The sequence below is a fragment of the Jeotgalibaca sp. PTS2502 genome (genome assembly GCF_001975685.1).
Classification (GTDB): Bacteria; Bacillota; Bacilli; order Lactobacillales; family Aerococcaceae; genus Jeotgalibaca; species Jeotgalibaca arthritidis.
The window spans coordinates 543,598-569,094 of record NZ_CP019433.1 but is presented as its reverse complement, the minus strand read 5'-3'; the positions used below and the strand labels follow the sequence as shown (position 1 = coordinate 569,094).

The 25,497-nt window shown below is 37.9% G+C and carries 31 protein-coding genes and 1 tRNA gene; 1 reads left to right on the top strand and 31 read right to left on the bottom strand.

Features of this window, described 5'->3' with window-relative positions; all coding sequences use genetic code 11:
• Positions 1-11 precede the first annotated feature (11 nt).
• The 12 genes from accB to BW721_RS02820 form a co-directional block, all read right to left on the bottom strand.
• Complete coding sequence (gene accB / locus BW721_RS02875; protein ID WP_083686764.1) at positions 12-479, bottom strand: acetyl-CoA carboxylase biotin carboxyl carrier protein; 468 nt, start codon at positions 477-479, stop codon at positions 12-14.
• Entirely contained in the window at positions 479-1,720 is a 1,242-nt protein-coding gene (gene fabF, locus BW721_RS02870; protein WP_076765919.1) for a beta-ketoacyl-ACP synthase II, read from the bottom strand. The genes accB and fabF overlap by 1 nt, the downstream gene beginning before the upstream one ends.
• A gap of 11 nt (positions 1,721-1,731) precedes the next feature.
• On the bottom strand, positions 1,732-2,463 hold the full coding sequence (fabG, locus tag BW721_RS02865) for a 3-oxoacyl-[acyl-carrier-protein] reductase (RefSeq protein ID WP_076765917.1): 732 nt from the start codon (positions 2,461-2,463) through the stop codon (positions 1,732-1,734).
• Between the two features lie 27 nt (positions 2,464-2,490).
• Positions 2,491-3,417 (bottom strand): ACP S-malonyltransferase, encoded by a 927-nt coding sequence (fabD, locus tag BW721_RS02860; RefSeq protein ID WP_076765915.1) that lies wholly within the window; start codon positions 3,415-3,417, stop codon positions 2,491-2,493.
• A gap of 18 nt (positions 3,418-3,435) precedes the next feature.
• On the bottom strand, positions 3,436-4,392 hold the full coding sequence (gene fabK, locus BW721_RS02855) for an enoyl-[acyl-carrier-protein] reductase FabK (protein WP_076765913.1): 957 nt from the start codon (positions 4,390-4,392) through the stop codon (positions 3,436-3,438).
• Between the two features lie 28 nt (positions 4,393-4,420).
• Positions 4,421-4,645 carry an acyl carrier protein gene (locus BW721_RS02850; protein ID WP_076765911.1) on the bottom strand — a complete coding sequence of 75 codons (225 nt, stop codon included), beginning with the start codon at positions 4,643-4,645 and terminating at the stop codon, positions 4,421-4,423.
• Between the two features lie 40 nt (positions 4,646-4,685).
• Positions 4,686-5,669, bottom strand: a complete 984-nt coding sequence (locus BW721_RS02845) for a beta-ketoacyl-ACP synthase III (RefSeq protein WP_076765909.1) — start codon at positions 5,667-5,669, stop codon at positions 4,686-4,688.
• Between the two features lie 5 nt (positions 5,670-5,674).
• Positions 5,675-6,133, bottom strand: coding sequence for a fatty acid biosynthesis transcriptional regulator FabT (gene fabT, locus BW721_RS02840; protein ID WP_076765907.1), 459 nt, complete (start codon positions 6,131-6,133; stop codon positions 5,675-5,677).
• Between the two features lie 236 nt (positions 6,134-6,369).
• Entirely contained in the window at positions 6,370-6,711 is a 342-nt protein-coding gene (locus BW721_RS02835) for a DUF2187 family protein (RefSeq protein WP_076765905.1), read from the bottom strand.
• 264 nt (positions 6,712-6,975) lie between these two features.
• Positions 6,976-7,713, bottom strand: a complete 738-nt coding sequence (gene istB / locus BW721_RS02830; RefSeq protein WP_072693368.1) for an IS21-like element helper ATPase IstB — start codon at positions 7,711-7,713, stop codon at positions 6,976-6,978.
• Positions 7,703-8,929 (bottom strand): IS21 family transposase, encoded by a 1,227-nt coding sequence (istA, locus tag BW721_RS02825; protein WP_076765903.1) that lies wholly within the window; start codon positions 8,927-8,929, stop codon positions 7,703-7,705. The genes istB and istA overlap by 11 nt, the downstream gene beginning before the upstream one ends.
• A gap of 279 nt (positions 8,930-9,208) precedes the next feature.
• Positions 9,209-9,282, bottom strand: a tRNA-Arg gene (locus BW721_RS02820).
• Positions 9,283-9,477: 195 nt separating this feature from the next.
• Between BW721_RS02820 and BW721_RS02815 the strand changes: the two genes are divergently transcribed.
• A complete protein-coding gene (locus BW721_RS02815) occupies positions 9,478-10,545 on the top strand; it encodes an IS30 family transposase (protein ID WP_076765119.1) in 1,068 nt (355 codons plus the stop codon).
• Positions 10,546-10,825: 280 nt separating this feature from the next.
• Here BW721_RS02815 and BW721_RS02810 read toward each other — a convergent pair whose 3' ends face one another.
• The 19 genes from BW721_RS02810 to comGC all read right to left on the bottom strand — a co-directional run bounded on the left by BW721_RS02810 (position 10,826) and on the right by comGC (position 25,497).
• On the bottom strand, positions 10,826-12,064 hold the full coding sequence (locus BW721_RS02810; protein ID WP_076765901.1) for a methionine gamma-lyase family protein: 1,239 nt from the start codon (positions 12,062-12,064) through the stop codon (positions 10,826-10,828).
• Positions 12,057-13,310, bottom strand: coding sequence for a GTPase HflX (hflX, locus tag BW721_RS02805; protein WP_076765899.1), 1,254 nt, complete (start codon positions 13,308-13,310; stop codon positions 12,057-12,059). The genes BW721_RS02810 and hflX overlap by 8 nt, the downstream gene beginning before the upstream one ends.
• Positions 13,311-14,216 (bottom strand): tRNA (adenosine(37)-N6)-dimethylallyltransferase MiaA, encoded by a 906-nt coding sequence (gene miaA, locus BW721_RS02800; RefSeq protein WP_076768625.1) that lies wholly within the window; start codon positions 14,214-14,216, stop codon positions 13,311-13,313.
• A 22-nt stretch (positions 14,217-14,238) separates the two neighbouring features.
• A complete protein-coding gene (locus tag BW721_RS02795; RefSeq protein WP_076765897.1) occupies positions 14,239-14,973 on the bottom strand; it encodes a glycerophosphodiester phosphodiesterase in 735 nt (244 codons plus the stop codon).
• Positions 14,974-14,995: 22 nt separating this feature from the next.
• On the bottom strand, positions 14,996-16,678 hold the full coding sequence (gene recN / locus BW721_RS02790) for a DNA repair protein RecN (protein WP_076765895.1): 1,683 nt from the start codon (positions 16,676-16,678) through the stop codon (positions 14,996-14,998).
• Positions 16,679-16,699: 21 nt separating this feature from the next.
• Positions 16,700-17,536 (bottom strand): TlyA family RNA methyltransferase, encoded by an 837-nt coding sequence (locus tag BW721_RS02785; RefSeq protein WP_076765893.1) that lies wholly within the window; start codon positions 17,534-17,536, stop codon positions 16,700-16,702.
• A gap of 1 nt (position 17,537) precedes the next feature.
• The gene (locus BW721_RS02780; RefSeq protein ID WP_076765891.1) at positions 17,538-18,449 is read right to left on the bottom strand and encodes a polyprenyl synthetase family protein; all 912 of its coding nucleotides are present in this window, start codon (positions 18,447-18,449) and stop codon (positions 17,538-17,540) included.
• A 15-nt stretch (positions 18,450-18,464) separates the two neighbouring features.
• A complete protein-coding gene (locus BW721_RS02775) occupies positions 18,465-18,698 on the bottom strand; it encodes an exodeoxyribonuclease VII small subunit (protein WP_076765889.1) in 234 nt (77 codons plus the stop codon).
• On the bottom strand, positions 18,691-20,031 hold the full coding sequence (xseA, locus tag BW721_RS02770) for an exodeoxyribonuclease VII large subunit (protein ID WP_076765887.1): 1,341 nt from the start codon (positions 20,029-20,031) through the stop codon (positions 18,691-18,693). Before xseA ends, BW721_RS02775 begins: the two co-directional genes overlap by 8 nt.
• Before the next feature lie 9 nt (positions 20,032-20,040).
• Entirely contained in the window at positions 20,041-20,889 is an 849-nt protein-coding gene (locus BW721_RS02765) for a bifunctional methylenetetrahydrofolate dehydrogenase/methenyltetrahydrofolate cyclohydrolase (RefSeq protein WP_076765885.1), read from the bottom strand.
• Between the two features lie 110 nt (positions 20,890-20,999).
• Positions 21,000-21,449, bottom strand: coding sequence for a transcription antitermination factor NusB (gene nusB / locus BW721_RS02760; RefSeq protein ID WP_076765884.1), 450 nt, complete (start codon positions 21,447-21,449; stop codon positions 21,000-21,002).
• Positions 21,450-21,452: 3 nt separating this feature from the next.
• Positions 21,453-21,869, bottom strand: coding sequence for an Asp23/Gls24 family envelope stress response protein (locus BW721_RS02755; RefSeq protein WP_076765882.1), 417 nt, complete (start codon positions 21,867-21,869; stop codon positions 21,453-21,455).
• A 30-nt stretch (positions 21,870-21,899) separates the two neighbouring features.
• The gene (efp, locus tag BW721_RS02750) at positions 21,900-22,457 is read right to left on the bottom strand and encodes an elongation factor P (protein WP_076765880.1); all 558 of its coding nucleotides are present in this window, start codon (positions 22,455-22,457) and stop codon (positions 21,900-21,902) included.
• Between the two features lie 66 nt (positions 22,458-22,523).
• The gene (locus tag BW721_RS02745) at positions 22,524-23,585 is read right to left on the bottom strand and encodes a M24 family metallopeptidase (protein ID WP_076765878.1); all 1,062 of its coding nucleotides are present in this window, start codon (positions 23,583-23,585) and stop codon (positions 22,524-22,526) included.
• Positions 23,586-23,726: 141 nt separating this feature from the next.
• Positions 23,727-24,044 (bottom strand): hypothetical protein, encoded by a 318-nt coding sequence (locus BW721_RS02740; RefSeq protein ID WP_076765876.1) that lies wholly within the window; start codon positions 24,042-24,044, stop codon positions 23,727-23,729.
• Entirely contained in the window at positions 24,025-24,480 is a 456-nt protein-coding gene (comGF, locus tag BW721_RS02735) for a competence type IV pilus minor pilin ComGF (protein WP_076765874.1), read from the bottom strand. The genes BW721_RS02740 and comGF overlap by 20 nt, the downstream gene beginning before the upstream one ends.
• Positions 24,458-24,781: a type II secretion system protein gene (locus BW721_RS02730; protein ID WP_156892178.1), complete on the bottom strand. Its 324-nt coding sequence runs from the start codon at positions 24,779-24,781 to the stop codon at positions 24,458-24,460. The genes comGF and BW721_RS02730 overlap by 23 nt, the downstream gene beginning before the upstream one ends.
• Entirely contained in the window at positions 24,759-25,211 is a 453-nt protein-coding gene (comGD, locus tag BW721_RS02725; protein WP_076765870.1) for a competence type IV pilus minor pilin ComGD, read from the bottom strand. The genes BW721_RS02730 and comGD overlap by 23 nt, the downstream gene beginning before the upstream one ends.
• Positions 25,204-25,497: a competence type IV pilus major pilin ComGC gene (gene comGC, locus BW721_RS02720; RefSeq protein ID WP_076765869.1), complete on the bottom strand. Its 294-nt coding sequence runs from the start codon at positions 25,495-25,497 to the stop codon at positions 25,204-25,206. Before comGC ends, comGD begins: the two co-directional genes overlap by 8 nt.

Here is a 25,497-nt window from a genome sequence, read left to right as displayed (position 1 = left end):
TTCTCCTCTTCTTAGACAATACGGAATAATGGTTGGTTGTATTCAACAATTGATTCGTTTTCTACAAGAATTTCAACCACTTTACCAGTGTATTCTGATTTAATTTCGTTCATAATTTTCATTGCTTCAACTAGACAAACAACTTGGCCTTCGCTAACTTGATCTCCCTCAGAAACATATGCATCTGATTCAGGATTTGCTTGTAAGTATACGACACCTACGATTGGAGAAGTTATCACTTTTCCTTCTTTAGCTGCTATAACTGTTGATTCTGTATTGATAACAACTGTTTCTTGTTTAGGAGCAACTTGCTCTGTCGCAGTTGTTTCTACTTTTGTTTCAGTGATTCCTTCTTTAGAAAATGAAGGTGTTGTATTTTTTGATAAGCGCAGCGCTGTACCGTCTTGAACATATTCAAATTCTGTTAAAGATGAGTCCTCAATTAAGGAAACAAGCTCTTTAATATTATCGAATTCCACTACGCTTCCTCCCATTTCTTAAAGCATAAAACGGCATTGTGACCGCCGAAACCAAGTGAGTTATTTAAGGCATAACGTACTTCTTTTGTACGTCCTGTATTAGCAATATAGTCTAAGTCGCAATTTTCATCTTGTTCGTTCAAGCCAATAGTTGGTGGTAGGAAATCATCTTGGATTGCTTTAACACAAACAACAGATTCGATTCCGCCAGCTGCACCTAATAAGTGACCTGTCATACTTTTCGAGCTTGAGATAGCAACTTTAGCAGCAGCTTCTTCACCTAAAGCATATTTAATTGCTTTTGTTTCAGATGAATCGTTTGCCGGTGTGCTTGTTCCATGAGCATTGATATAATCAATATCCATAGCTGTAATACCAGCATCTTCAATTGCCATTATCATTGCCGTTCCCGCACCACTACCATCAACAGAAGGAGCTGTCATATGATAAGCATCTGAGTTGCTACCATAACCAACAACCTCTGCTAAAATAGTTGCGCCACGTTTCTGAGCGTGCTCTAAACTTTCTAAAAGAAGAACGCCTGCTCCTTCACCCATAACAAAGCCATTACGTTGTTTGTCAAATGGAATTGATGCGCGGTCTGGATCAGTACTTTCAGATAAAGCTGTTAGAGCAGCAAATCCTGCAATACCAATTTCACAAATCGTTCCTTCTGATCCACCAGCTAAGATCAGATCTGAGTAACCGTGTTTAATGTTGCGGTAAGCTTCACCAATTGAGTTTGTTGCTGATGCACACGCTGTAACGATATCTAAGCTGATTCCTTTAGCGCCTACTTTAATGGATGTATTACCAGCAGCCATGTTACCAATTGTCATGGGTACGAACATTGGTGGTACACGCTTTGGTCCCTTGTTATGCATTTTAATAATGCCTGATTCCATCTCATTTAATCCACCGATACCAGATCCGATAATAACACCAAAACGATTAGCATCAATTTCTTCAACATTCAACTTTGCATCTTCTACTGCTTGAACAGCAGCTGCAACAGCATATTGTGAGTATAGATCCATACGTTTGAATTCTTTACGGTCCATGTATAATTTCGGATCGAAATCTTTCACTTCAGCCGCTACAGAAATCCCTGTTTCTGATGCATCAAATCTTGTAATTGGTGCGATACCATTCTTACCATTCTTAATACCATCCCAAAATGCTTCTACTGTATTTCCTAATGGCGTAATTGCGCCCATACCTGTAATTACTACACGATTCATATGCTTCCTCCTTACATGTACATGCCGCCATTCACACGAATGGTTTGGCCCGTAATATAGTCACTCTTACTTAAAAAGACAGCAGCTTCTGCAATATCTTTTGTTTTTCCAAATTTTTTCAATGGAATTTGTTCTAGCATAGCTTTTTGATTTTTCTCAGAAAGCGCAGCTGTCATATCTGTTTCAATAAAACCAGGTGTAATAGCATTACACGTAATCCCTCTTGATGCCGCTTCACGCGCAACAGATTTTGTTAAACCAATAATACCAGCTTTACTTGCCGCATAATTAGCTTGACCTGGGTTACCTGTTTCACCGACAACACTTGAAATATTAATAATTGATCCAGAACGTTGTTTCAACATGATTGGTAATGCATGACGAATGGTATTAAAAGAGCCTTTTAAGTTGACTTGGTAAGTCACATCAAAGTCTTCTTCATCCATTCGCATTAATAATTTATCTCTATTAATTCCGGCATTGTTAACTAATACATCAACACTTCCGAAAATCTCTTTTGTTTTCTCAATAATTGTTTTTGCTACTTCAAAGTCGCTAATATCGCCAAGAATCGTTTCAACTTTTACACCAAAAGCGGTTAGTTTCTGAATCATATCATCTGAAATTGGTTTTCTAGCGTTTAAAACAATGTTCGCGCCTTGTTTTGCAAACTCTTCAGCAATTGCTTCGCCAATCCCACGGGAACTCCCTGTTACAACAACCGTTTTTCCTTTTAAATCCAAGTGATTTCCTCATTTCTTTACTCGATATTAAGCGTTTAGTCCTTCAAGTGTGTTTTGTAAGGAAGTTAAATCCTCCACATTATAAACAGTGACTTGCTTATCGATTTTTTTAATAAACTTACTTAATGTTTTTCCGGGACCAACTTCAACAAATGTATCGACACCCATTGAAATCATTTTTTGGACGGCATCTTCCCATTTAACCGCTGATTCAACTTGTTTTTCTAATAAATATGGGATTTGATCCCCAGTCATGACATCTGCCATGGTATTGCCAATAACGGGCAATGTTGGCTCGTTAATGGTTAAATCCTTTAACAGTTCAGCTAGCTTAATAGCAGCTGGATGTAATAAGGCAGTATGGAATGGGCCACTCACTTGAAGTGGAATCATTCGACGCACCCCTTTTTCTTCTAATAAAGCAACGGCTCTATCTACTCCTTCAACTTCGCCACCAATCACAATTTGTGTTGGCATATTATAGTTGGCAGGTGCTACATAAGCTGTTTCAGAAGCTTGTCGACAAACGTCTTCGATCATTTCACGATCAGTATTCATAACAGCAACCATTTTACCAGTACCGGTTGGTGCTGCTTCAGTCATAAATTTGCCGCGTTTAGCAACCAATTTCAACCCCTCATTAAAAGAAAAAGCATTGGCTTTCACCAGTGCTGTATATTCTCCAAGGCTCAATCCGGCAAGATGTGTCGGTTGGATACCTTCTGAAGCAAGAAGTTGATCGATCGCATAACTAACGGTCAGAATTGCTGGTTGCGTGTATTCAGTTAAATGGAGGTTATCATTTTCTTCAAAACAAAGTTCAGCCATATCATAGCCAAGAACTTCACTTGCTTGTTGAAAAATAGAGCGGACAATTTCATAATTATCATAAAGCTCTTTACCCATACCAAAATACTGAGCACCTTGACCACTGTAAACAAATGCCAGTGACATATCTTCACCTCAGTTTTTTTATAACCACAAACCTGCTTGTTTTGAGATAGCATCTCGACAACCAGTCATGTAGTCTTCGATGATTTCCTTACATGTTTCTTCTTTTTTAATTAGACCAGCAATTTGTCCAGCCATCATTGAACCACTGTTTTTATCGCCATCAACAACGGCACGTTTTAAAGCACCCTCTGCTAATTTCTCTAAGCGTTCAAAGTTTGGATGTTCTTTACTAGTTTCTTCTTTTTCTGCTTGTAAATATTCACGAGTTAGTTTGTTGCGTAATACACGCACAGGATGGCCAGTAATTTGACCAGTCACAACTGTATCGATATCTTTAGCTTTTATAATGGATTGTTTAAAGTTAGCATGGGCGTTTGATTCATGAGCAACAACAAAACGTGTCCCTACTTGAATACCAGCAGCTCCTAGCATAAGTGCCGCTGCCATCCCTCTACCATCACCGATTCCGCCGGCTGCAATAACGGGCACACTGACAGCATCAATCACTTGTGGCAATAAAGCCATGGTTGTTGCCTTCCCAATATGTCCGCCTGCTTCCATACCTTCAACGATAATCGCATCTGCACCTTCTTTTTCCATACGTCTAGCCAGGGCAACAGAAGCGACTACTGGAATAACACTTATTCCAGCAGCCTTAAACTTGTCCATGTATTTACCTGGACTTCCAGCGCCAGTTGTAACAACCTTTACACCAGAAGCACATACTGCATCAACGACTTCTTCAACGTGTTGGTTTAATAACATAATGTTTACACCAAATGGTCGATTAGTCTTTGCTTTCATGTCAGCAATCTTGTGGTTGACAACATCTACGGTATCATGACCCGTTCCAATTAAACCAAGGCCACCAGCGTTAGAAACTGCACTTGCTAAGTCAGCATCGGCAACCCATGCCATTGCACCTTGTACGATTGGATAGTCAATCCCCAACATTTCACATAAAACAGATTTCATACATGAGCCCACTTTCTTCTTTAAAAAATTATGCTAGTTGTGCATCAACATATTTTACTAAGTCTTCTACAGTGTTGATTCCTTCGTCACTTTCGATTTTAATATCAAACTCATCTTCGATATCGTTGATGATTTGGAATAAGTCTAAGCTGTCTGCGTCTAAATCTTCACGGAAGTTAGTTGTTAATGTTACTTCTGCTTCATCTTTGTCCAATTGGTCTACAATAATTGCTTGAATTTTTTCGAATGTCATTTTAAATTCCTCCAAATTTTAAGTGCATTTTTTTATTTTTTTATAGTTTGATAATGATGGAACCCCAAGTGAGGCCACCACCAAAACCAGTAAATAAGATGTGACTGCCATCTCCAATTGCCACTTGTCCTGAATCAACCATTTGGCTGAGTAGAACAGGTATGCTTGCTGCAGATGTATTACCTGTCTCCGCAATATTTGATGCGAATTTAGATAAGGGTAGCTTAACCTTTTTACTGATTGCTTCTAGTAGACGAACATTTGTTTGGTGGGCAACCACCCAGTCAATATCTTCTTTAACTAGATTTCCTTTCGCAACTACATCAGTAATTGTTTTCGGAACACTGCGGATTACAAAGTCAAAAATGCCTCTGCCATCCATTTGTAAGTACTGCTTTGCTGTTAAAACGTCATCTGTTGCAGTTGCAAATGGATTAGTTACCATCTTATCATCAGCAGTTAACGCAATGAAGCGTGAGCCATCTGAATGTAAGTCCTCAGCGACAAAATGATCTGTCTCTGATTCTTCCAGTAACAAACCACCAGCGCCATCTCCAAATAGAACAGCCGTTGAACGGTCTTCCCAATTTACAATTTTTGACATTGTTTCTGCCCCAAGGACAAGTCCTTTTTTATACATCCCACTTCTCATTAAATGACAAGCAGTGGATAGAGCATAAACAAATCCTGAACATGCTGCATTAATATCGAAACAGAATGCATTCGTGGCACCAATTTTTTCTTGGACCAAGCAAGCTGATGAGGGACTAGATGCATCAGGTGTCATGGTTGCCAAAATAATAAAATCAATTTCTTCGCCAGAGATACCTCTTTTTTCTAAAATAACATTAGCGGCTTTCGCTGCTAATTCAGAAGTATTTTCTCCAGTTGAGATGTGTCGTTGGGAAATGCCTGTTCTTTTTTTTATCCACTCATCGCTTGTATCTAGAAAAGCAGTTAAATCATGATTTGACACAATATGTGGCGGTAAATAATGTCCGGTTGTTGTGATCTTAATTCCCATTTACATTACCTTTTCCCAATACTTTCAACCAGTTCGAATAAGAAACTGTGGAGGTTACTCAAACCTCGTAATAGTACTTCCACTTCTTCGTCATCCATACCTTCAATTGTTCGTTTCACCATTTCACGATGGAACTTTTCATGAAGACGATAGACAAGCTTACCTTTTTTAGTCAGACCTAGTTTAATAACTCTGCGATCATTTTCCATACGTTGTCTGACAACATAGTCTTTTTTAACGAGACTGTTGATAGCAACGGACAAGGTACCGGCAGTAATATTCAATTTCTTAGCTACTTCAGATGATGTATGTTCTGCATACATACCTATTGCTTCAAGTGTATGCATTTCGCTAATAGATAAATCAGAAAAATTACTACTTCGCAGTGCATCTTCTTCAATATCAAGAACTTCGTTGAAAATCGAAACTAAATATGAATTGATTTGTTCGATAGAATGACTCAAAGAATGGCTCCCTCCTTTTAAAATTTTAGCTCAAAAGAACTTTGAAATCCAAATAGTTTGACTATCAAACCATTTGACATCCAAACTATATACAAAAAATAAAAAACTGTCAACAATCTTACTAATATTTCTTCTTCTTAATCTTTTCTTAAAAAAATAGTCTTGATATAGCAAGCTTCTGAGAAAATTTATTAAAACAAAAAAACCAAGAGAATAATGGATTCTCTTGGTTTGATTTACTCTTCTGTATTCATAAATTCATCAATATCTTTGAAGTTAACAATTGTTTTATCTTCACAAATGTCCTTCATTACTTCCGATGATTGTTCCCAGTTGATTTCAACTACCGCACTATTAGTCAATAGTTTTTGGATTGTACCAACCATCTTGTGGTCCCGAAAAGTAAAGCGAATCTCATCCCCTACATCCGGCCTAATCGACTCTTTAATCGTATCTACAACCTTTAGGGCATCCTCGTAAGAAACACCTAGTAAACTCGCAATTCGAGAATTACTTGTACCCTTTCGTAGTTGAGTTTCAATCATCGTTTTTGTTTCTTCAGAAATCTTTTTAGCCATATCTAATGATCTCCTCGCTTTCCGTGCATGAGTGGCCACACAGTTTCTAATAATAGTATAACATATTTTAAATAGTTTAGGGATTAATAGCCATTTTGGTAAAAATGTTGTGAAGGGTTATGGAAGGAGGTTTATGTGATGTTTTATCGTAACTTCTTCTTTATAAATAGATTTCTTAATTATAGATGTCAAGGACAGTATAAAATTGTAGGTTTATGACAGAATAAAAATGTAGGTTTTTGACAGTCTAATTTAGAAGTCCATTTATATTTTCCCTTTCATACGATATGATTTTCCAGTAATCTTGAAGACTTTAACATGGTGAACCAGACGATCAAGAATGGCGGCGGCTATTTCAGAATTCTGAAATAGCTCCCCCCATCGAGATAAGATAATATTTGTCGTAATCATTGTTGATTTTTTTTCGTAACGCATCGTTAATAGTTGAAAGAAGAGGTTAGCTTCAACTTTTTGAATTGGTAAATAACCTATTTCATCAATGATCAAAAGATCATATTTGGCATATCGTTTCAGAACACGATCGACGGTCCCTTTTTCAAAGGCAGAACGAAGACGTAAAAGTAATTCATGACAACTGATAAACAGTGTACGGTAGCCTTGATGACATGCTTCAATGCCTAATGCGATGACAAGGTGTGTTTTCCCTACACCAGGGTTTCCAATGAAAACTAAGTTTTCTTTTTTCTCCATAAAAGCCATATGTTTCAAGTCTAGAATCTCTTTTTTGTTAACGCTTGGTTGAAAGTTGAAATCAAATTCTTCAAGTGATGTCCGTTTGGGAAAGTGTGCGCGCTGGATGACACGTTCCACAGTCTGATTCGTTTGAAAATCTAATTCTTGATTAGTTAATTCTAGAAGAGCTTCTGTTAAAGAAAGCTCATCCCGATTGGCAATTTCAACATAGTTTGGCACATATTCTCTCATATGTTTTAAATTCAAGGCCTCTAGATTATTTAATAGCTTTTGATAGTTACTGCTCATTCGAAGGCACCTCCAGTAAATCATATTGCTTTAAACTTCGTTTAATATGTTCTTGGATGTCATCTTCTTCTTTGTGGCTCATGACATCTGATTTAAGTATCTGAACCAAATCTTCTTGGTTATAGTTCAATCTTTTTGTGGTAAGTGGGTGCGAACGAATCTGTTCTCCGTTATAATAAATGTGCACGTGCTCTTCGTTTTCGGAAAGATCCAAGTCAACTTCTTTTCCGATATAGCGAGGGTCTACAGAGTACCTACATTTGCGGAAAATGACCATTGCTTCCTTTGTGACTTTACGGCGAATAGAGTCTTCAAAATAAGGATTTAACAAGTCATCTTTTAGCTTATGCAGGTGCTCTTTTTCATTAATTTTCCAAAGTATATCAGGAATCTCATCCGTTGCTTGAGACACTTCCGAATTTAATTCATCACAAAGTTCGTCAACGATTCGAATGAGATCTGTCGAATCATAAAATTCATGATTGTAAACCTGTAACCGGTCCATTGTTCTAGCGAGAGCTTCTACGCTACCTTTTGTTTGGGGGCGAAAAGGGCGACAGACCATTGTTCTGAACCCTGCATCTTTACTAAAAGAATAGAAACGATCATTTAAATGAACCTGAGAGAATTGAGTTCGTGATCGGTCGACGACAGTTTTCATATTATCGAACCATATTTCTTCTGGAACACCACCGGTGTGATAAAAGGCATCATTCATGCACTCAAACAATGTATCTTGTTTACGATCAAAGGTAAGCGTAATAAATTTCTTCTTTGAGTAGGGCAATATATAAAGAAAAATATTAAAGCGGAAGACTTCTCCCTGACTGCTTATCAGTCGCATTTCTTCTTTCCAATCGATTTGTGCTGAAAGACCAGGCGTATATTCGACGCGTACCGTTGCTTTCTGTATCCGTTCTTTTTTCACTCCACGGCAATAGTCTCTAACAAGACTGTAACTCCCATCGAACCCTTTCTTTTGTATGAATTTGAAGATACTTTTAGCGGTACATTGATCTTCTAACTTAATATCTATGATTTGTTTGAATGAATCTAATTTACTCGGATATGTCCTCCTTGTTTTAGGTTTATTACCTTGTAACGCTGCTTTAACCGTACGATAGTCACATCCGTATTGTTCCGCTAACGCAGTATAATTGGGCTTTATGCCATCAATCATATGTTTTTTCACTCCTTCTCTGATATCTCTTCTCATTCCTATTCCACTCCAATTCTATAGGGGATAAGAAGAGTATATAAAAAATGTAGGAAAACCAACAATTTTACATTGTCATTTTCCTACATTTTATAACTGTTCTTTACATTATAGAATTAGTATCGAGTGTTTTTGAATTAAATTGCATTACTTTTTTCAAAATTAACAATTAAATGTATTTTTGAAAAAGGGTTTCTATATGCAATTATAAAAAGAGCAATATAACAAAAGACCCCCTATCATTAGGAGGTCTTTTCGTAAACTATCATTTTCTATTTACGTCTCAGGAGGGATTCGAACCCCCGACCGTTCGCTTAGAAGGCGAATGCTCTATCCTGCTGAGCTACTGAGACAACACGGTGTTCTGTAACAGAACATTTATAATTATATGAAATTTTTGAATTAAAGTCAACAGATTTTCTAAAATAATTTTTAATATTTAGGGAGTGGTAAATTGTAAAATGAAATGCATAAGGAAATAAACGAAAAAATCATGTAGATACGATATACTTATAAGCGACCAAACCAAAAGTATAAGGGGTATCTACATGACTAATAATAATTGTATCATAGAAAACCGCACCTTCACACACCTTACTGATATTCAACGGGGAAAGCTGGAACAGATGGCTAAAATCGGTACCTATAAACAAGCGGAGATGGCGCGTGAATTAGGAGTCAGCCAATCGACTGTTTCTCGTGAGTTGAAACGCGGCAGAACGCGCCAACTTGACTATCAACACAATTATTACGAGCAGTATATTGCCGCCTCAGGCGCTCGGGTTTACAAAGAAAATCGTGAGAACTCGCATGCGCGGAATCATCATAAATATTCTGCAGCTTTCCTTGCTGCCTTACCTGAAAATCTAGCACCCATGAAGGGGTTACGGATTCATAGTGTGGATACTTTTGTACACTCTTACAGAAAATCGCACCCTGACGAACACGTACCATGCACGAAAACAGTTTACGCCTTGATCAATGCTGCCGTACTCCCAATCCGTAATATCGATTTACCTATGAAGACCCGGATGCGGCCACGCAAGAAAAACGTTTCGGAACCGAAAGGTCATAACGCTAAGCACTTAGGTCGCAGTATCGAAGAACGCGATCCAGAAATACTCTCTAGAGAAGATTTTGGGCATTGGGAAGTCGATTTAGTATTAGGCAAGAAAATAAAAAATGAGCCTGTCATCATCACTATGGTTGAACGGAAAACCCGCTACTGTCTAACGAAGAAAGTTTGGGGAAAAGGTGCCATAGTGGTTCAAAAAGGTGTTCTTGATTTGATGAGAAAACAGGGACTGGAACAGTTTAAGACCCTAACAACTGATAACGGATCTGAGTTTTCAAGTCTGTCGCTTATCGAAGGCATTACTGAAGATGTTCAGGTTTTCTTTACTCATGCGTATGCTTCTTGGGAGAAAGGAACGAACGAGAGGCACAACCGCATGCTCCGAGAATTTATCCCAAAGGGAGTCACTCTGCGTCCATTGTCTTATGCACATTTACTGGCAGTAACTAATACGATCAACGACAGACCGAGAAAAATAATGGGCTATGCAACACCTGCAGAACGCCTGCAGGAAGAGTTAGCTAAGTTACAAGCAGCTTAAGGTATTTTGTTGGTTTTATAGGATAAGAGAACAGCTTAGCTGAGTCAAGAGCCGCTTCGCTCCTTCTCTTGACTCAGCCAACCTATTCTCTTGGGTCAGAACCACCAACAACTCACCTGAAAAATGGTAAGGGACGAAATACACACTGCCAACAAAGGCTTCAAACCATTGGTAATACTGGATTATTGAGTAATTCGCTGTCTATAAAGGTTTTTAAAATTTTTTATGCATTTGATATTGCAATTAAGCATATTTAGGGAGTCTTTTCAGACTCCCTCGGTCATTTGTCTTTGAAGAATATGTCTTCTACAGCGGCTGTAACAGCTAGTTTAACGTGTTCGAATGTTAAGCCACCTTGAATATAAAGTGTGTATGGTGGGCGAATTGGCCCATCTGCGGACAGCTCGATACTTGCTCCTTGAATAAATGTTCCAGCAGCCATAATAACCTCACTTTCATATCCTGGCATCGGTGCTGGGATAGGTGTGACATTTGAATCAACTGGTGAATATTTTTGAATAACTTGAGCAAAGCCAATCATTTGTTCTTTAGATGGTAATTCGACCATTTGAATAAGGTCTGTACGAGGGTCATTCCATTTTGGTGTTGACTCTATGCCTACTTCTTCTAAGAGTGCTGCTGTATAGATTGCTCCCTTAACAGCTTCGCCAACAACATGAGGTGCTAAAAATAGCCCTTGGTACATTTCTAATAAACTATATAGAGTTGCTCCTGCTTCACGTCCGATACCTGGAGTTGTTAAACGGTAAGCACATTTCTCAATCAACTCTTCCTTACCTGCTATATAGCCACCCATTTTGACAATACCGCCACCTGGGTTTTTAATTAAGGATCCTGCAATTAAATCGGCTCCAACTTCGATTGGTTCCATCTTTTCTACAAATTCACCATAACAGTTATCGACAAAGAAAATGGCATGAGGTGCTAATTCACGAACACGTTCAATTATTTGACGGATATCTTCAATCGTAAATGATGGACGGTTCGCATACCCGCGTGAACGTTGAATACCAATGATTTTGGTTTTTTCTGATATTCTTTCTGCAACTGTATCAAAATCAACTGAACCATTTTCTAGTAAATCAACATGGTCATAACCGATTTGATACTCTTTTAAAGAACCAATTCCGTTTCCTGTTACACCAACGATATCTAATAATGTATCGTAAGGCTGACCTGTGATATACAACAAGTCATCTCCAGGACGAAGGACACCTAATAAGGCAGTCGAAATGGCATGTGTACCAGAAATAATTTGTGGTCTCACAAGTGCTGCTTCTGCTTTAAACACGTCTGCATACAATTCTTCTAAGGTATCACGGCCTGTATCGTTGTAACCATACCCCGTACTTGGATTAAAATGATAATCACTGACGTTACAGTTTCTAAAACCATCCAATACTTTCTTTTGGTTAAACAAAGCATTATCTTGAACCTGCTTAAAGACAGGTTGTAGTTGCTTGTCAATTTTATCTACAATTGCTTCAATGTTACTCATTTATTTGACTATCTCCTAACCATTTTGACTGTCTTTTTGCGTAGCCTTTAAACAAATAGACATTCTTTTCTTCTATTAAATCCATTTCTTCAACGAATGTTTCTTGTTGAAGTTGATTAAACAAACTACCACCATCTAACAATGGCACCTCACGCTCATAGGCAACTAAATGCTTCTTAATTTCATTCCACATAAAGTCCTGCAGTTTAGCAATATCATTCTCATCTAAAGCTGATATAACAATATGTGGGTGTAAATGAGGCTGGAAGGTATCGTGAATCATGTCTTTTTTATTGTAAACCGTAATAATCGGCGTTTCTTGCATCTTTAAGTCTTCTATTAAAGAGAGCACTGTTTCTTCTTGTTGGCCAACAAATTCTTGCGATGAATCTACCACATGAAGGAACAAGTCAACGCCCCTACTTTCTTCCAAAGTAGAATGGAAGGCATGAATCAGTTGCGTTGGTAAGTTTTGAACGAAACCAACTGTATCCGTTAAGGTTGCTTTGAATTGATTTGGAAAGACTATTTTTCGTGTTAATGGATCAAGTGTTGCAAACAAGAGATTTTCTTCAAACGTTCCTGCATCCGTTAAACGGTTTAAAATAGTTGATTTCCCAGCATTGGTATAACCAATCAAACCAATTTGAAAGACACCGCTCGCTTGCCTTTTTTCGCGTGAGCGCTGACGATGTTTTTCTGTTTCTTCCAATTCTTTTTTGATTTCAGTGATCTGGCGATGAATATGACGGCGGTCTGTTTCAAGCTTCGTCTCACCTGGTCCACGAGTGCCAATTCCACCACCTAAACGCGACATATTGACCCCCTGGCCCGTTAGTCTTGGTAAAAGGTAATTCAGTTGGGCAAGCGAAACTTGTAGTTTTCCTTCCTTACTTTTAGCACGCATTGCAAAAATATCTAAAATTAATTGAATACGGTCAATCACTTTACACGGAAGCGCCTCTTGTAGGTTTCTAAGATGACGTGGTGATAATTCTTGTTCAAAAATAACTGTATGTGGGTTAAATTCTTCAACCAAATGGGTTAGCTCTTCTAGTTTCCCTTTACCAATAACGGTTCTAGGATCGATACTATCCTTTTTCTGTGTTAAAACGGCCACAACTTCCCCTTCAACAGTCTCCGTCAAATTCGCTAGTTCTTGTAGTTCATAGTCAAATAGGTCATCGGTCTGACGTGTCTGAACAGAAACCAGAATAACGCGTTCTTGCTCTTTAGCTGTCTCCAACTAATCACCCCTTTCTATAAAATGTGTGACAACTTGATTAACATCTAACTGATAGTTTTGATCAAAAACATCAAACCAATGGACATTTGCCATGCGATTTCTAAACCAAGTTAGCTGACGTTTCGCATAGCGTCTTGAGTTTTGTTTAACGGCTTCTTTAGCATCGTCAAAACTAATCTGTCCATCAAAATATGGGAACCACTCTTTATAACCAATTCCCTTGTGCGCTTGGTTATTTTCTCTCTCTGCTAAATCATAAAGAAAACGGGCTTCTTCTAGCAGACCCTTTTCTAGCATGCTGTCAACGCGACCGTTAATGCGTTCATACAAGAGTCCGCGGTCACAGTTTAAAGCAATCAGCAAACTATCGTACCGATCGTTGACCTCTAACTCTTGATCTGAAAACAACTGACCACTGACGTGAATCGCTTCTAATGCTCGAATAACCCGTCTAGAATTATTAGGATGAATGGCTTGAGCCGCTTTCGGATCAATCGCCAACAATCTATTCCACATTGATTCAGCTGATGTTTCAGCTAGTTTCTCTTCAAGATGGGCGCGATATAAAAGATCATCACCTGCATTGCCGAACGTTAAGTCACTTAACAGGCCTTGAATATACAAACCAGATCCTCCAACAATAATCGGAAGCTTGCCCTTTTGGTGAATGGCTTCAATCGCTGCTTCAGCTGCTTCCTTAAAGTCACTTGCCGTATAAGGCGCTGCTGGATCGACAATATCAATCAGATGATGAACGACACCATCCATTTCTTCCTCCGTCACTTTCGCTGTTCCAATATCAAGTGTGCGATAAACTTGAAGAGAATCTCCATTAATAACTTCGCCGTTGTATTGTTTAGCTAATTGAACACCCAACGCTGTTTTTCCAACAGCTGTGGGGCCCATAATAACAATAACTTTCTTTTTTTTATTCACCTTGCACGATCCTCCTAATACGCAATGCCTTTTCAGGAAAATCCGTAATGACACTATCAACTTTTTTTCTAAAGCAAAAGGCTAACAAAGCTGAATGATTTACCGTCCATACTCTTACAGGAATAGACCGAGTTTGTAACAGTATATGGAGTAAGGTTTTTAATCCGGTATGCCATGCTAAAACTGTTATACCATTTTTAAGTTGTTTATGATTTTTATTTTTCTCATTAAATAAGAGTGCAAACTCAACATCGGGATTTAACTGTGTTAGACGCTCTAGCGTACGATAATTAAAACTCGAATAAACAATCCGAAAGTCAGGTTTTATCTTGCCTACTAAGGCTAGAACAATTTCCTCAATGCCTTGGTACTCGTTTTGATCAGTTTTTAATTCGATATTTAATATGCCTTTAAATTCGCGTTCTGATAAAAGGAATAAGACCTCTTCTAGGCTTAAGATTCGCTCTTCTTTAAATGACTCAGCAAACCAACTGCCGGCATCAAATTGTTTTAGCTCTTCAAGCGTATACGCTACAACTGCACCCTTACCATTTGTGGTGCGATTAATAGTTTCATCATGTATGACGACTGGACTATTATCCTTAGATAAATGGACATCTAGTTCGATACCATCACTCTTGACTGCTAATGCTTCTAGGAAAGAAGCTTTGGTATTCTCGGGAGTTGTCCCTTTGCTTCCTCTATGTGCAATGACATTGGTCTTCAAAGTGACCGCTCCTTTCTTACATCTATTGTTGTTTTGCCAAATCTAGTAATTCCTTGGCGTGAGCAATTGACAGTTCTGTAATATCACTGCCGGCTAACATACGTGCAATTTCCATTGTGCGTTTATCTTCATTAATCGCATTAACATGAGTCAGCGTACGGTTGTCAGTGACTTCTTTTTCAATGTAAAAATGATGGTCTGCCATAGCAGCTACTTGAGGCAGATGACTGATACATAAGACTTGTGAATGAGCAGCAACAACATGAATTTTATTAGCGATTGCTTGGGCAACACGACCACTTACACCTGTGTCTACCTCATCAAAAATAATACTAGTTATGCCTTGAGTTTGAGTGAAAATTGTTTTTAGGGCTAACATCATCCGTGATAACTCACCACCACTGGCTACTTTAGTCAATGGTTTTAACGGTTCACCAACGTTTGTTGCGATGTAGAATTCAACTTGGTCTAAGCCGTCTGAATAAATGGTTCCAGCCGGTTCATTAAAATGAACCTTAAATGTTGCTTTCTCCATATATAGTTCTTTTAACTGGTTTTCAACATCTGCTTCAAGCTTTTTAGCAACTTTATGCCTCATTGTGCTTAATGTTTCCCCCGTCTTCTCAACCGTTTCTTTAGCTTGGTTAAATTCTTTTGTTAGACGTGCAATATAGCTTTCTTTATTCGAAATCATATCGAGTTCTAAGACAATCTTTTCATAATACGCTTTAATTTCTAGGATTGATGCGCCATATTTTCGTTTTAACTGATGAATTACCTCTAGTCGAAGTTCGATTTCATTCAACCGTCCTTCGTCATAGCTTAAATCATCAACTTCATTTCGAATAGATGCAATCACATCTTCTAATTGATAATAAGCTTCTGATATGCTGCTATAAAAGCCAGCATAGGCAGGGCTAAAATCTTGAATACGTTCAAGGGATTCCATACCAAAACCAATCTGATCAATGGCTGCACTACCTTCTTCGCCTTGAAGTGACCGATAAGCATTCGTTAATCCTTCTAAAATACGTTGATAGTTTGCCAGTAAACTACGTTCTTCTAGTAAACTGTCTTCTTCATTATCAATAAGCTTCGCTTGTTCGATTTCATCAATTTGAAAGGTCAGTAGATCAATCCGTTGAATATTTTCCTGCTCGTCTGATTGCAAACGTTCCAGTTCTTCTTTAGCCTGTTTATAAGCATCGTAATCCGCCTGATAACGTAGCAACTGTTTTTTTGTTAGCTCATCAGCAAATTGGTCCAACAAATAAAGGTGATTTTGGGCATTCATGAGTTCTTGATGCTCGTTTTGGCCATGAATATCAATTAAATGGCTGGCAATCTCACGTAAAATAGAAACCGTTACGATACTTCCATTAACACGGGCCACATTTTTGCCATTACGAGATAATTCTCTTTGCAATAAAATTTGGTCGTCATCATAATCAATCCCATACGTCTCTAGTCGTTCTTTCAAAATAGTTGATTTTGGAAAAGTAAACAAACCTTGTAAGACGGTTTTATCTTCACCATGACGAATTAAGTCAGTTGATCCTCGTCCACCCGCTAACAATCCAACAGCATCAATAATAATGGATTTACCTGCTCCCGTTTCACCTGTTAGAACCGTCATACCGCCTTCGAATCCAATTCTAAGGCTATCGATAATCGCAAAATTTTTAATGGATAATTCTTGAAGCATAGATTTTCTCCTTCTTGTTCATTATCGGAGTGTAATGGTTTTATTTTTTAATTGGCTATGAGCCTCTTTAATGACCTCAGTCACAGAGACATGATCAGCAATTGCTCCTTTTTCTTCTGAAGCTGACTGCAAGTGAACAAGAAATTCAATGTTTCCCGTACCCCCTGTGATTGGTGAATAAGATAGGTTCAAAACATTAAATCCTGTTTCACAAGCAAATGCTAACATATCTTCAATGACATCTTTATGGATTTGTGGATCAGCGACGATTCCTTTTTTACCTACTTTATCTTTACCCGCTTCGAATTGCGGTTTAATTAAGGCAACAGCTTCTCCATTCGCTGCTAAAACCGTTTTTAAAACTGGCCAAATAAGCTTCAAGGAAATAAAAGACACATCCATACAAGCAAAAAGAACCTGCCCTTCCGTGAAATCTTCCGGTTTACTGTGGCGGAAATTTGTTTTCTCCATAACAGTAACACGGTTGTCATTTCTTAACTTCCAGTCCAATTGATTCGTACCGACATCTAAAGCATAACAATGGCTAGCACCGCTTTGTAGTGAAACATCGGTAAAGCCACCTGTTGAAGAGCCGATATCTAAAACGACTTTATCTTCTAATGAAATTGAAAATTCCTTTAATGCTTTCTCAAGTTTCAAGCCACCTCGGCTCACATATTTCAAGCGCTCACCTTTAACATGTAAAGAGAGACTTGTTTTCACTTTTTCACCTGCTTTATCATAACGTTGATTATTTTCATCATAAATTTGACCGGCCATAATCATCCGTTTTGCTTTTTCTCGTGTTTCTGCTAATCCTTGTTGGACAACGAGTAAGTCTAATCGTTCTTTTTCCATTCTAAACTCCTTGGTCGAGCTTAACAAATTCTAGTAACTCGATAAATACGTCTAATAACGCTAAATTCAATTTGGTATCATCTGATTGTCTAATCAGCTCAATTTGCTTTTCTGCTTCCGCAATTTCATCGTCAAGTTTCTGAATGGCAGCTTCTAGTCCTAATAAGGATGGATAAGTGTTTTTACCAAGCGCTTGATCACGATTGGCTTGCTTTCCAGATTCATCTTCTGTTAAAACAACATCCTTTAAGTCGTTGTGAATTTGGTAAGCCAAGCCGAGGTGTTCTGCATATTTATGAAGCGACACACTAGCATTAACACTCATGTCTGCAATCAAGCTTCCAGCTAATACAGCGAATTCAATTAAAGCTCCTGTTTTCTTCTTATGAATAGCGACAACATCGTCAAACGTTAATGATGCGCTCTCACCTTGAATATCTGCCATTTGTCCTGCGACCATGCCATTTGCGCCAGATGCTTCACCTAAACTTTTCGCAAGTTGTACGCGCTTGTTAGCAGGAATGTCCTCCTGGTCCAAAATAATATTAAACGCAGCTGTTAACAGCGCATCGCCTGCCAAAATGGCAGTTGCTTCATTAAATGCTTTATGAGTGGTTAGTTTGCCACGTCGATAATCATCATTATCCATCGCTGGTAGATCATCATGAATTAATGAGTAAGTATGGATCCACTCTAGTGCTGCAGCCACTGGAAACGCATCAATCATTGATCCTTTTCCTAACTTTACTGCTGCCAAAAGTAACAAAGGGCGGAACCGTTTGCCACCGGTTGACAAGGAATACGTCATCGCATCAATTAATTCATCTGAAGTATGGGCATATTTTTTTACAGATTCAATGAGATAGGTCTCGAAAGAAGCCATTTCTTCAACTAATAGTAACTCTTTTTCCATTTTGTTTTCGACTCCTTATTCAGTTACGTCAAACTCTTGAACACTGCCATCTGGAGCGATCATTTTTGTTAATGTCCGTTCGGCATGATTAAGAGTATCTTGGCAGTGTTTACTCAATGCCATGCCTTCTTGAAATTGTTTTAACGCATCTTCTAACGCCACATCTCCTGATTCCAAGCTTGTTACAATTGTTTCCAATTCTTTCATGGCTTGTTCAAATGTCAATGACTCAATGTTTATTTCACTCATGGTGTTCCTCCTGAATATCTATTACTTCGGCACGTACAATCCCATCTTGTAAGTGCACGTCAATCGTCTTAGCTAACGCCAACTGTTGAACCGACTTTACAATTGTTTGATCTAGAGTTGTATAAGAATACCCTCTGGCCATAATTTTTAAGGGGCTTAACAAGTCTAGTGACTCAATGACTTGACTAAAGTCACGTTTCTTTTGATCCATATAGCGTGTCATGCTAGCTATTCGTAGTTTATCTAAGTTTTCAAATGAGCGTTGGGCAAGTACCAATTGCGTTCTAGGACTTGCAGCTCGTAGTCGTGCATCTAGTTGTTCAAACTGACGAGATTTATTTTGATAATGTTGCTGTGTTTGCTGCTGTAATTGTGTCGACAGCTGATCTAGCTTCTGTAAATGTCCTTCGTACAGACGGTTTGGTTGACGAAAAACATAAGAATGCATTAAACGATTCAGTGTTTCTTGTCGAACCGCCAGTTTATTTTTTAAAGCACGGTATAGGCGTTGTTCAGACTGTTGAATGCCTTGAATAAGGTCTGCTAAAACAGGGACAGATAATTCAGCTGCAGCAGTTGGTGTCGCAGCTCGAATATCTGCTGCTAAATCTGACAAAGTGGTATCCGTCTCGTGACCCACAGAGGATATAATCGGCATGTTCATCTCTACAATTTGCCTGATGACCGCTTCTTCATTGAACGACCACAAATCTTCAATGGAGCCACCACCCCGGCCAATAATCGCTACATCAATGTCAGCTTGTCGGTTAATTTGTTTTAGATTCTCAACAATGCTTTGAACAGACCCTTTGCCTTGAACAACCGTTGGATATAGTTCAATTTGTGCAATCGGATAGCGCCTTTTAATGGTGGTCATAATATCGCGGATAACAGCACCACTCGGACTCGTTACCACTGCTATTTTTTTGGGATAAGCTGGCAATGGGCGTTTTGTCCGTGAAAACAACCCTTCCTTAGATAGTTTGTCTTTTAATTCTGTATAAGCTTGATACAGAGCGCCAATACCATCTGGTTCCATATGCTCAATAACGATATTGTAACTCCCGCTTGGTTCATAGACATTTACTCGACCAATAAGTAGGACTTTCATACCATCTTGTAGATTAAATTTTAATTGATTAAATTCTCTTTGGTACATCACCGCTTGTATTAAAGAATGATCATCCTTAATACTAAAATACTGATGTCTTGGTCGTTTACGGTAGTTCGAAACTTCACCCGTTAAAAAAACACGATCAAGATGAGGGTCAGCATCAAATTTTCGCTTGATGTATTTTGTTAATGCGGTAACTGTTAAATACTGCGTTGTCACTTACTCACCTCAGTTTAATTCTTCCGCTTTTTGAATCGTTTGGTCTAATAGCATAGTAATCGTCATTGGACCTACACCACCTGGAACAGGTGTGACATAGCTAGCGATACCTTTAACTGATTCTGTGTCAACATCACCAATTAATTTACCTTCATCGTTACGGTTCATTCCTACGTCAACGACAACGGCACCTTCTTTAATATCGTCGCCGGTAATAAAATGTCCGCGTCCAATCGCAACAACGAGAATATCAGCTTGTTTTGCTAAAGCTTTTAAGTCTTGTGTCCGTGAGTGAGCAATCGTTACCGTTGCATGTTCGTTCATCAGCATAACCGCCATCGGTTTACCTACAATATTACTACGTCCAATAACTACAGCGCGCTTGCCTTCTAAAGAAATATCATATTCTGCTAATAATTTCATAATGCCATAAGGTGTACACGGCAATGCCCCATCATTTCCGAGGAAAAAATTCCCCATATTCATTGGATGGAAGCCATCTACATCTTTTTCATAGGCAATGGATAATAAAACGGTTTGTTCATCAATATGTTTTGGCAATGGTAACTGTACTAATATTCCATGTACCGTTGAATCTTGGTTTAATTCTTCAACTTGTTTAATTAAGTCTAGCTGAGAGGTTTCTTCTGGTAAACGAATCACTTTAGAGTTAATTCCTGCCTGTTTGGCTTGTCTTTCTTTATTTCTAACATAAACTTGGCTTGCTTTGTCTTCCCCTACTAGAATAACTGTTAAGCCTGGAATGATTCCCTTTTCTTTCAAAAGCGAGACACGTTCTTTCATCTCAGCTTGCATTTTTTGTGCTAATTTTTTCCCGTCAAGTAGTTGCGTATCCATATCATCATTCCTTTTATGTTATTTCCTTTCATTTTACCATAATCAACTGACTTTAAAAATCAGTATGAAAAAGAATCCTTAATCAATAAAAAATCCTTAATGAATACTCATTAAGGATTTTCTGTATGGGTCATTAAATTCGATAACACACCATTGATAAACTTACGAGAACTGTCATCACAATACTCTTTAGCTAACTCGATGGCTTCGTTTAATGCAACACGGCTTGGAACATCCGCTTCATCAACAAATAACATTTCAAAAACTGCGAGTTGTAAGATGATAACATCCGTTCTAGGTAACCGTTCTAATGTCCATTTTTTCAAATAAGGACGGATTTTTTCGTTAATAGGATCCTGATTTGTCAAAACGCCTTCTACCAATCGATACAAATAAGGTTCTTCTGGCCAGCCATCTGTGTCATGTTGTTTTTCATAACCACTCAGTCTTGCCATTTCAATAGCTGTATCGATATCTAACTCGTCATTAGATTTTAGTTGAAAAATCGCTTGAAGCGCCTTTTCCCTTACTTGATGACGATTAAGTGTTGGGAAAGTCACAGATTATTCACCCGCTTCTTTCTCGGTTAGCGGCTCTTGTTTTTCCATTCCCTTTGGTGTTACTAATCCAACAACATGAACATTTACCATGCTGACTTCTAAATCACTCATAAATAGAATTTGTTCTTTTACTTTTTGTTGGATTTCCATAGCTACTTTAGGAACGGATGCGCCGTATTTAATATAGCAATAAATGTCTACAGACAGGCCATTTTCATCCATTTCAAGATGAACACCTTTATTGTGAGCAGAACGGCCTAACAATTCATTTACACCACTTTTAAATGATCCTTGCATGGCATATACGCCTTCTACTTCATGAGTTGCAACACCTGAAATGACTTCTAATACTTCGGGTGCAATTTCAATTTTTCCTAAAGATGCATTTTTTTCTCTAATCGAGATGTTTGCTTCATCCATCTTGATTACCTCCTCTTTTATTCTGGTAGCTTACGCGCGTGATACATAAGATCCTTCAGATGTATTTACGATAAGTTGATCTCCAGCATTAACGAAGAATGGGACGTTAATAACTAAACCTGTTTCCATTGTTGCAGGTTTTGATCCACCTGAAGCAGTATCACCCTTAATTCCAGGCTCTGTTTCAGATACAGTTAATGTTACCGTATTTGGTAATTCAACACCTAATGTTTCATCTCCGTACATAATTAAATGAACTTCCATGTTTTCTTTTAGGTATTTTAGTTCTTCTTCAATTTGAGCTTCGTTTAATTCAACTTGCTCGTAGTTGTCCATATCCATGAAGACATGAGCATCTACACTTGCATATAGGTATTGCATTTTTCTGTTAGAGATGTGTGCACGACCTACTTTTTCATTTGAACGGAATGTTTTTTCTTGAACAGCACCAGTACGTAGGTTTCTTAATTTTGAACGTACAAAAGCTGCACCTTTTCCTGGTTTAACATGTTGAAAATCCATAATGCGCCATAGTCCGCCATCTATTTCAACTGTTAGTCCTGTTTTAAAATCGTTTACTGAAATCATTCTATTTCCTCCTGAGCGATACTTTTGCTTTAGTTTACCATATTGTTGGCTTTAGGTGGCATTTTATTAGAGAATTATCAGTTCTTTTGGTGAAAAAGTTAATACTTCATTCCCATTTTTTGTTAATAATAAATCGTCCTCAATACGCACGCCACCTAATCCATCAATATAGATACCTGGCTCGTTAGTTATGACATTATTTTCAACAAGAACTTTTGGTGATTTTTGAGAGGTGTTTGGACCTTCGTGGATTTCTAGCCCAATACCATGCCCATTAGAATGACCAAAGTATTCACCGTAACCTTTTTCAGTAATGTAATCTCTTGCGATACTATCGACTTCGATACCAGTCATACCCGGTTTAGCTGCTTCATTTACTTTTAGTTGTGCTTGTAAAACAACCTCGTAAATTTCTTTCAATTTTGCATCAGGTTCACCGACAGAAACCGTTCTTGTCATATCAGACACATAACCATTGTAGTAGCAACCAAAATCAAGTGTAACAAAATCACCTTGTTCAATCAGTTTTTCACTAGCTACGCCGTGTGGCATTGCTGAGCGGTAACCACTTGCAACGATTGTATCAAAGGAAACGCTTGTTGCACCAAGTTCACGCATATGGAAGTCTAACCGATTCGCAATCTCAATTTCTGACACACCTGGTTTAATGTAATCAAGGATATACTTGAAACCAGCATCTGCAATTTCACATGCTTTTTTGATTGTTGCAATTTCTTCCTCATCTTTAACTTCACGTAGCTCTTCAATCAAGCCGCTAATTGGAACAAGGTCAGCATCTAATAAACCTTCCAATTCATCGTAGTTTCTAAAAGAAACATAAGCATCTTCAAAGCCTAATTGCTCAATCTTATTTTCTTCTACAATACGTTTGACTTCATGATAGATTGGTCCACGATTTTGAACAACTTCATAATCATCAGCTTGTTCGCCAGCTTGACGTGTATAACGGAAGTCAGTGACAAAAAAACCTTTCTCTTGTGTAATGACTGCTAATCCTGTTGTACCTGTAAAATTAGAAACATATCTCAAATTATATGGGCTAGTTACTAAAATAGCATCCAAATTTTCTTCTTTTAAGGCTTTTTGTATGTTTGAAAGTCTACTCACTTCATCTACTTCCTTTCAAGTTTAAACGTAAAATGACATAATCCTATCCCATTATAGCAAATAATTAAGCTGTGAGGTAAAAATTATGAAAATAGCGAGCAAGTTTTTTCATAATTAAAGATGAGCTGTTTTTCAAACAGCTCATTCCTCAATTATGATGATTAAATTTTCCTGATAACCTGTGTTCAAACAGCTAGTCAAAATGATTCGGTCTCTTTCATAGCTAACTGATACGTCACCAATATTATAAGAATAGACGTTTTCCTTTTCACCTTCTTTAATAAATTGCTCAGTCATCAATAACATACTTTGTGATTGGTAATGTTCTTTTAATAGTTGGTAGGTTTCTGCTTGATTCCTGTAAATATAGCAAACACTAAAAAAGCAAAGCTGTGTTAAAAACAACCCTACTAACACTAGTGGTAGAATCGACCCTCTCTTATTCGCTATGACGTTCAACTTTAATCGTCCCTTCTAATATTTGACCGTTAATAAAATTAATTCTGACACCGACAAGTTGGTTAGATGATTTATCATCATACCTGACCGATTTTAACTTACTAATCATCGGAACATAACCACTACTATTTTTAGTCCGAACGACTTCGCTGTTACGCCACTCATAACTAATGACATCAGTTGACTTCTTCTCTAAAAATGTCAGTTCATGTTCTCTTTTTTTAGTTAACGTTTTAGTGTTTATGTCATTTTCAACCTGGTTTAAAAATAAATGCCACTCTATATTTTTATCAGTATGAAGCGTTGTTTGAATGAGTTGTAAGCTACTAAACACATGACCTAGTAATATCAGAACTAAACTATTGATAAACAAAGCCAGCAGACTTTCAACCAAACTAAAGCCTCTACTATTCCTACTCAAGATAAATCGTTTCATAGCGACTTCCTTTCACAGATTGACAATAAATAGATACTTTTGTTTTTGCTATAGAAGCTGTTAATTGGAGATTATCGGATAACCGAGTAGTTGTCCCAGTTACTTGGTCATTTATAGATGCTTCTATTAAGCTGTCATAACAAAAACGCCATATTTCAACTTCTTCCTTATCATTATTTACGCCAGACATCATACCGATGATAGCAGGCAAAAGGATGGTCGTTATTAAACTAACAACCATCATCGCAATCAAACTCTCATAGAGAATTGATCCTCGCTTATTGTTTAATTTCTTGAACACGATACCTCCCCATTCCCATTTGTATAGTGATTTTGTAAGCATTTTGACTGTTTGAAAAATAAATGGTAGTTGGCTGAATATAGCCTGTGTCTCCTTTCACCCAAAATGACTGGTCCCTATCAACTCGAACACCTGTCGGTAAAACTAAGCGTTCCTTTTTAAAATGGTAATCAGGAGAAGACGTAAAGAATTGAATTGTCGTAATGCCACTGATGGTTACTATTTCAACTTTTACCGCTTTATTCTGAATAACTGCATAGTTTTGAGCCTTCTCTAACTCTGTTAAAAAATGATTGACGAAATAGTGAAGCTCTATGTTGTTACTTTGATGATTAGCAGTTGTAGAAGACAGCAGAAATATAAGGGATGTCACCATGAGGACAATCAAGGATTCAAGTAAACTAAATCCTGATTGCCACTTACTATTCAACTATTATTCCCCAGGAAATCGCTTTTTTCAGCTGAGCGTCGGTAATATACTTGTCAGCAGCCAATTTTTGTATAGATGGCCTTGTGCCATTACGAAGTTCGTAGAGATCTTGTTGGGAAATAATTAATTGCTCTAGCGCCACCATGCCATCTTCGTTTACTGTACTAGAAGTTTCATTGAGATTAGGGATAATGAGCAAGCTAAGAACAGAAATAATCAAGAGGACAATCAACATTTCTACAAGAGTGAACGCATGTTCGTTATTACATTTTATTAATTTTTTCAT

Excerpts from the sequence above, each read along its gene's own strand:
- BW721_RS02835 (WP_076765905.1), bottom strand. The coding sequence starts at position 6,711 with ATGGCTAAAAAGATTTCTGAAGAAACAAAAACGATGATTGAAACTCAA.
- BW721_RS02850 (WP_076765911.1), bottom strand. The coding sequence starts at position 4,645 with ATGACATTCGAAAAAATTCAAGCAATTATTGTAGACCAATTGGACAAA.
- BW721_RS02810 (WP_076765901.1), bottom strand. The coding sequence starts at position 12,064 with ATGAGTAACATTGAAGCAATTGTAGATAAAATTGACAAGCAACTACAA.
- BW721_RS02780 (WP_076765891.1), bottom strand. The coding sequence starts at position 18,449 with ATGGAAAAAGAGTTACTATTAGTTGAAGAAATGGCTTCTTTCGAGACC.
- istB (WP_072693368.1), bottom strand. The coding sequence starts at position 7,713 with ATGAGCAGTAACTATCAAAAGCTATTAAATAATCTAGAGGCCTTGAAT.
- BW721_RS02785 (WP_076765893.1), bottom strand. The coding sequence starts at position 17,536 with ATGGAAAAAGAACGATTAGACTTACTCGTTGTCCAACAAGGATTAGCA.
- comGC (WP_076765869.1), bottom strand. The coding sequence starts at position 25,497 with ATGAAAAAATTAATAAAATGTAATAACGAACATGCGTTCACTCTTGTA.
- fabK (WP_076765913.1), bottom strand. The coding sequence starts at position 4,392 with ATGAAATCTGTTTTATGTGAAATGTTGGGGATTGACTATCCAATCGTA.
- recN (WP_076765895.1), bottom strand. The coding sequence starts at position 16,678 with ATGCTTCAAGAATTATCCATTAAAAATTTTGCGATTATCGATAGCCTT.
- fabD (WP_076765915.1), bottom strand. The coding sequence starts at position 3,417 with ATGTCACTGGCATTTGTTTACAGTGGTCAAGGTGCTCAGTATTTTGGT.
- BW721_RS02775 (WP_076765889.1), bottom strand. The coding sequence starts at position 18,698 with ATGAGTGAAATAAACATTGAGTCATTGACATTTGAACAAGCCATGAAA.
- fabF (WP_076765919.1), bottom strand. The coding sequence starts at position 1,720 with ATGAATCGTGTAGTAATTACAGGTATGGGCGCAATTACGCCATTAGGA.
- efp (WP_076765880.1), bottom strand. The coding sequence starts at position 22,457 with ATGATTTCAGTAAACGATTTTAAAACAGGACTAACAGTTGAAATAGAT.
- BW721_RS02765 (WP_076765885.1), bottom strand. The coding sequence starts at position 20,889 with ATGGATACGCAACTACTTGACGGGAAAAAATTAGCACAAAAAATGCAA.
- comGF (WP_076765874.1), bottom strand. The coding sequence starts at position 24,480 with ATGAAACGATTTATCTTGAGTAGGAATAGTAGAGGCTTTAGTTTGGTT.
- miaA (WP_076768625.1), bottom strand. The coding sequence starts at position 14,216 with ATGGGCCCCACAGCTGTTGGAAAAACAGCGTTGGGTGTTCAATTAGCT.
- BW721_RS02755 (WP_076765882.1), bottom strand. The coding sequence starts at position 21,869 with ATGGATGAAGCAAACATCTCGATTAGAGAAAAAAATGCATCTTTAGGA.
- istA (WP_076765903.1), bottom strand. The coding sequence starts at position 8,929 with ATGAGAAGAGATATCAGAGAAGGAGTGAAAAAACATATGATTGATGGC.
- BW721_RS02845 (WP_076765909.1), bottom strand. The coding sequence starts at position 5,669 with ATGGGAATTAAGATCACAACAACCGGACATTATTTACCGCCACATATT.
- BW721_RS02815 (WP_076765119.1), top strand. The coding sequence starts at position 9,478 with ATGACTAATAATAATTGTATCATAGAAAACCGCACCTTCACACACCTT.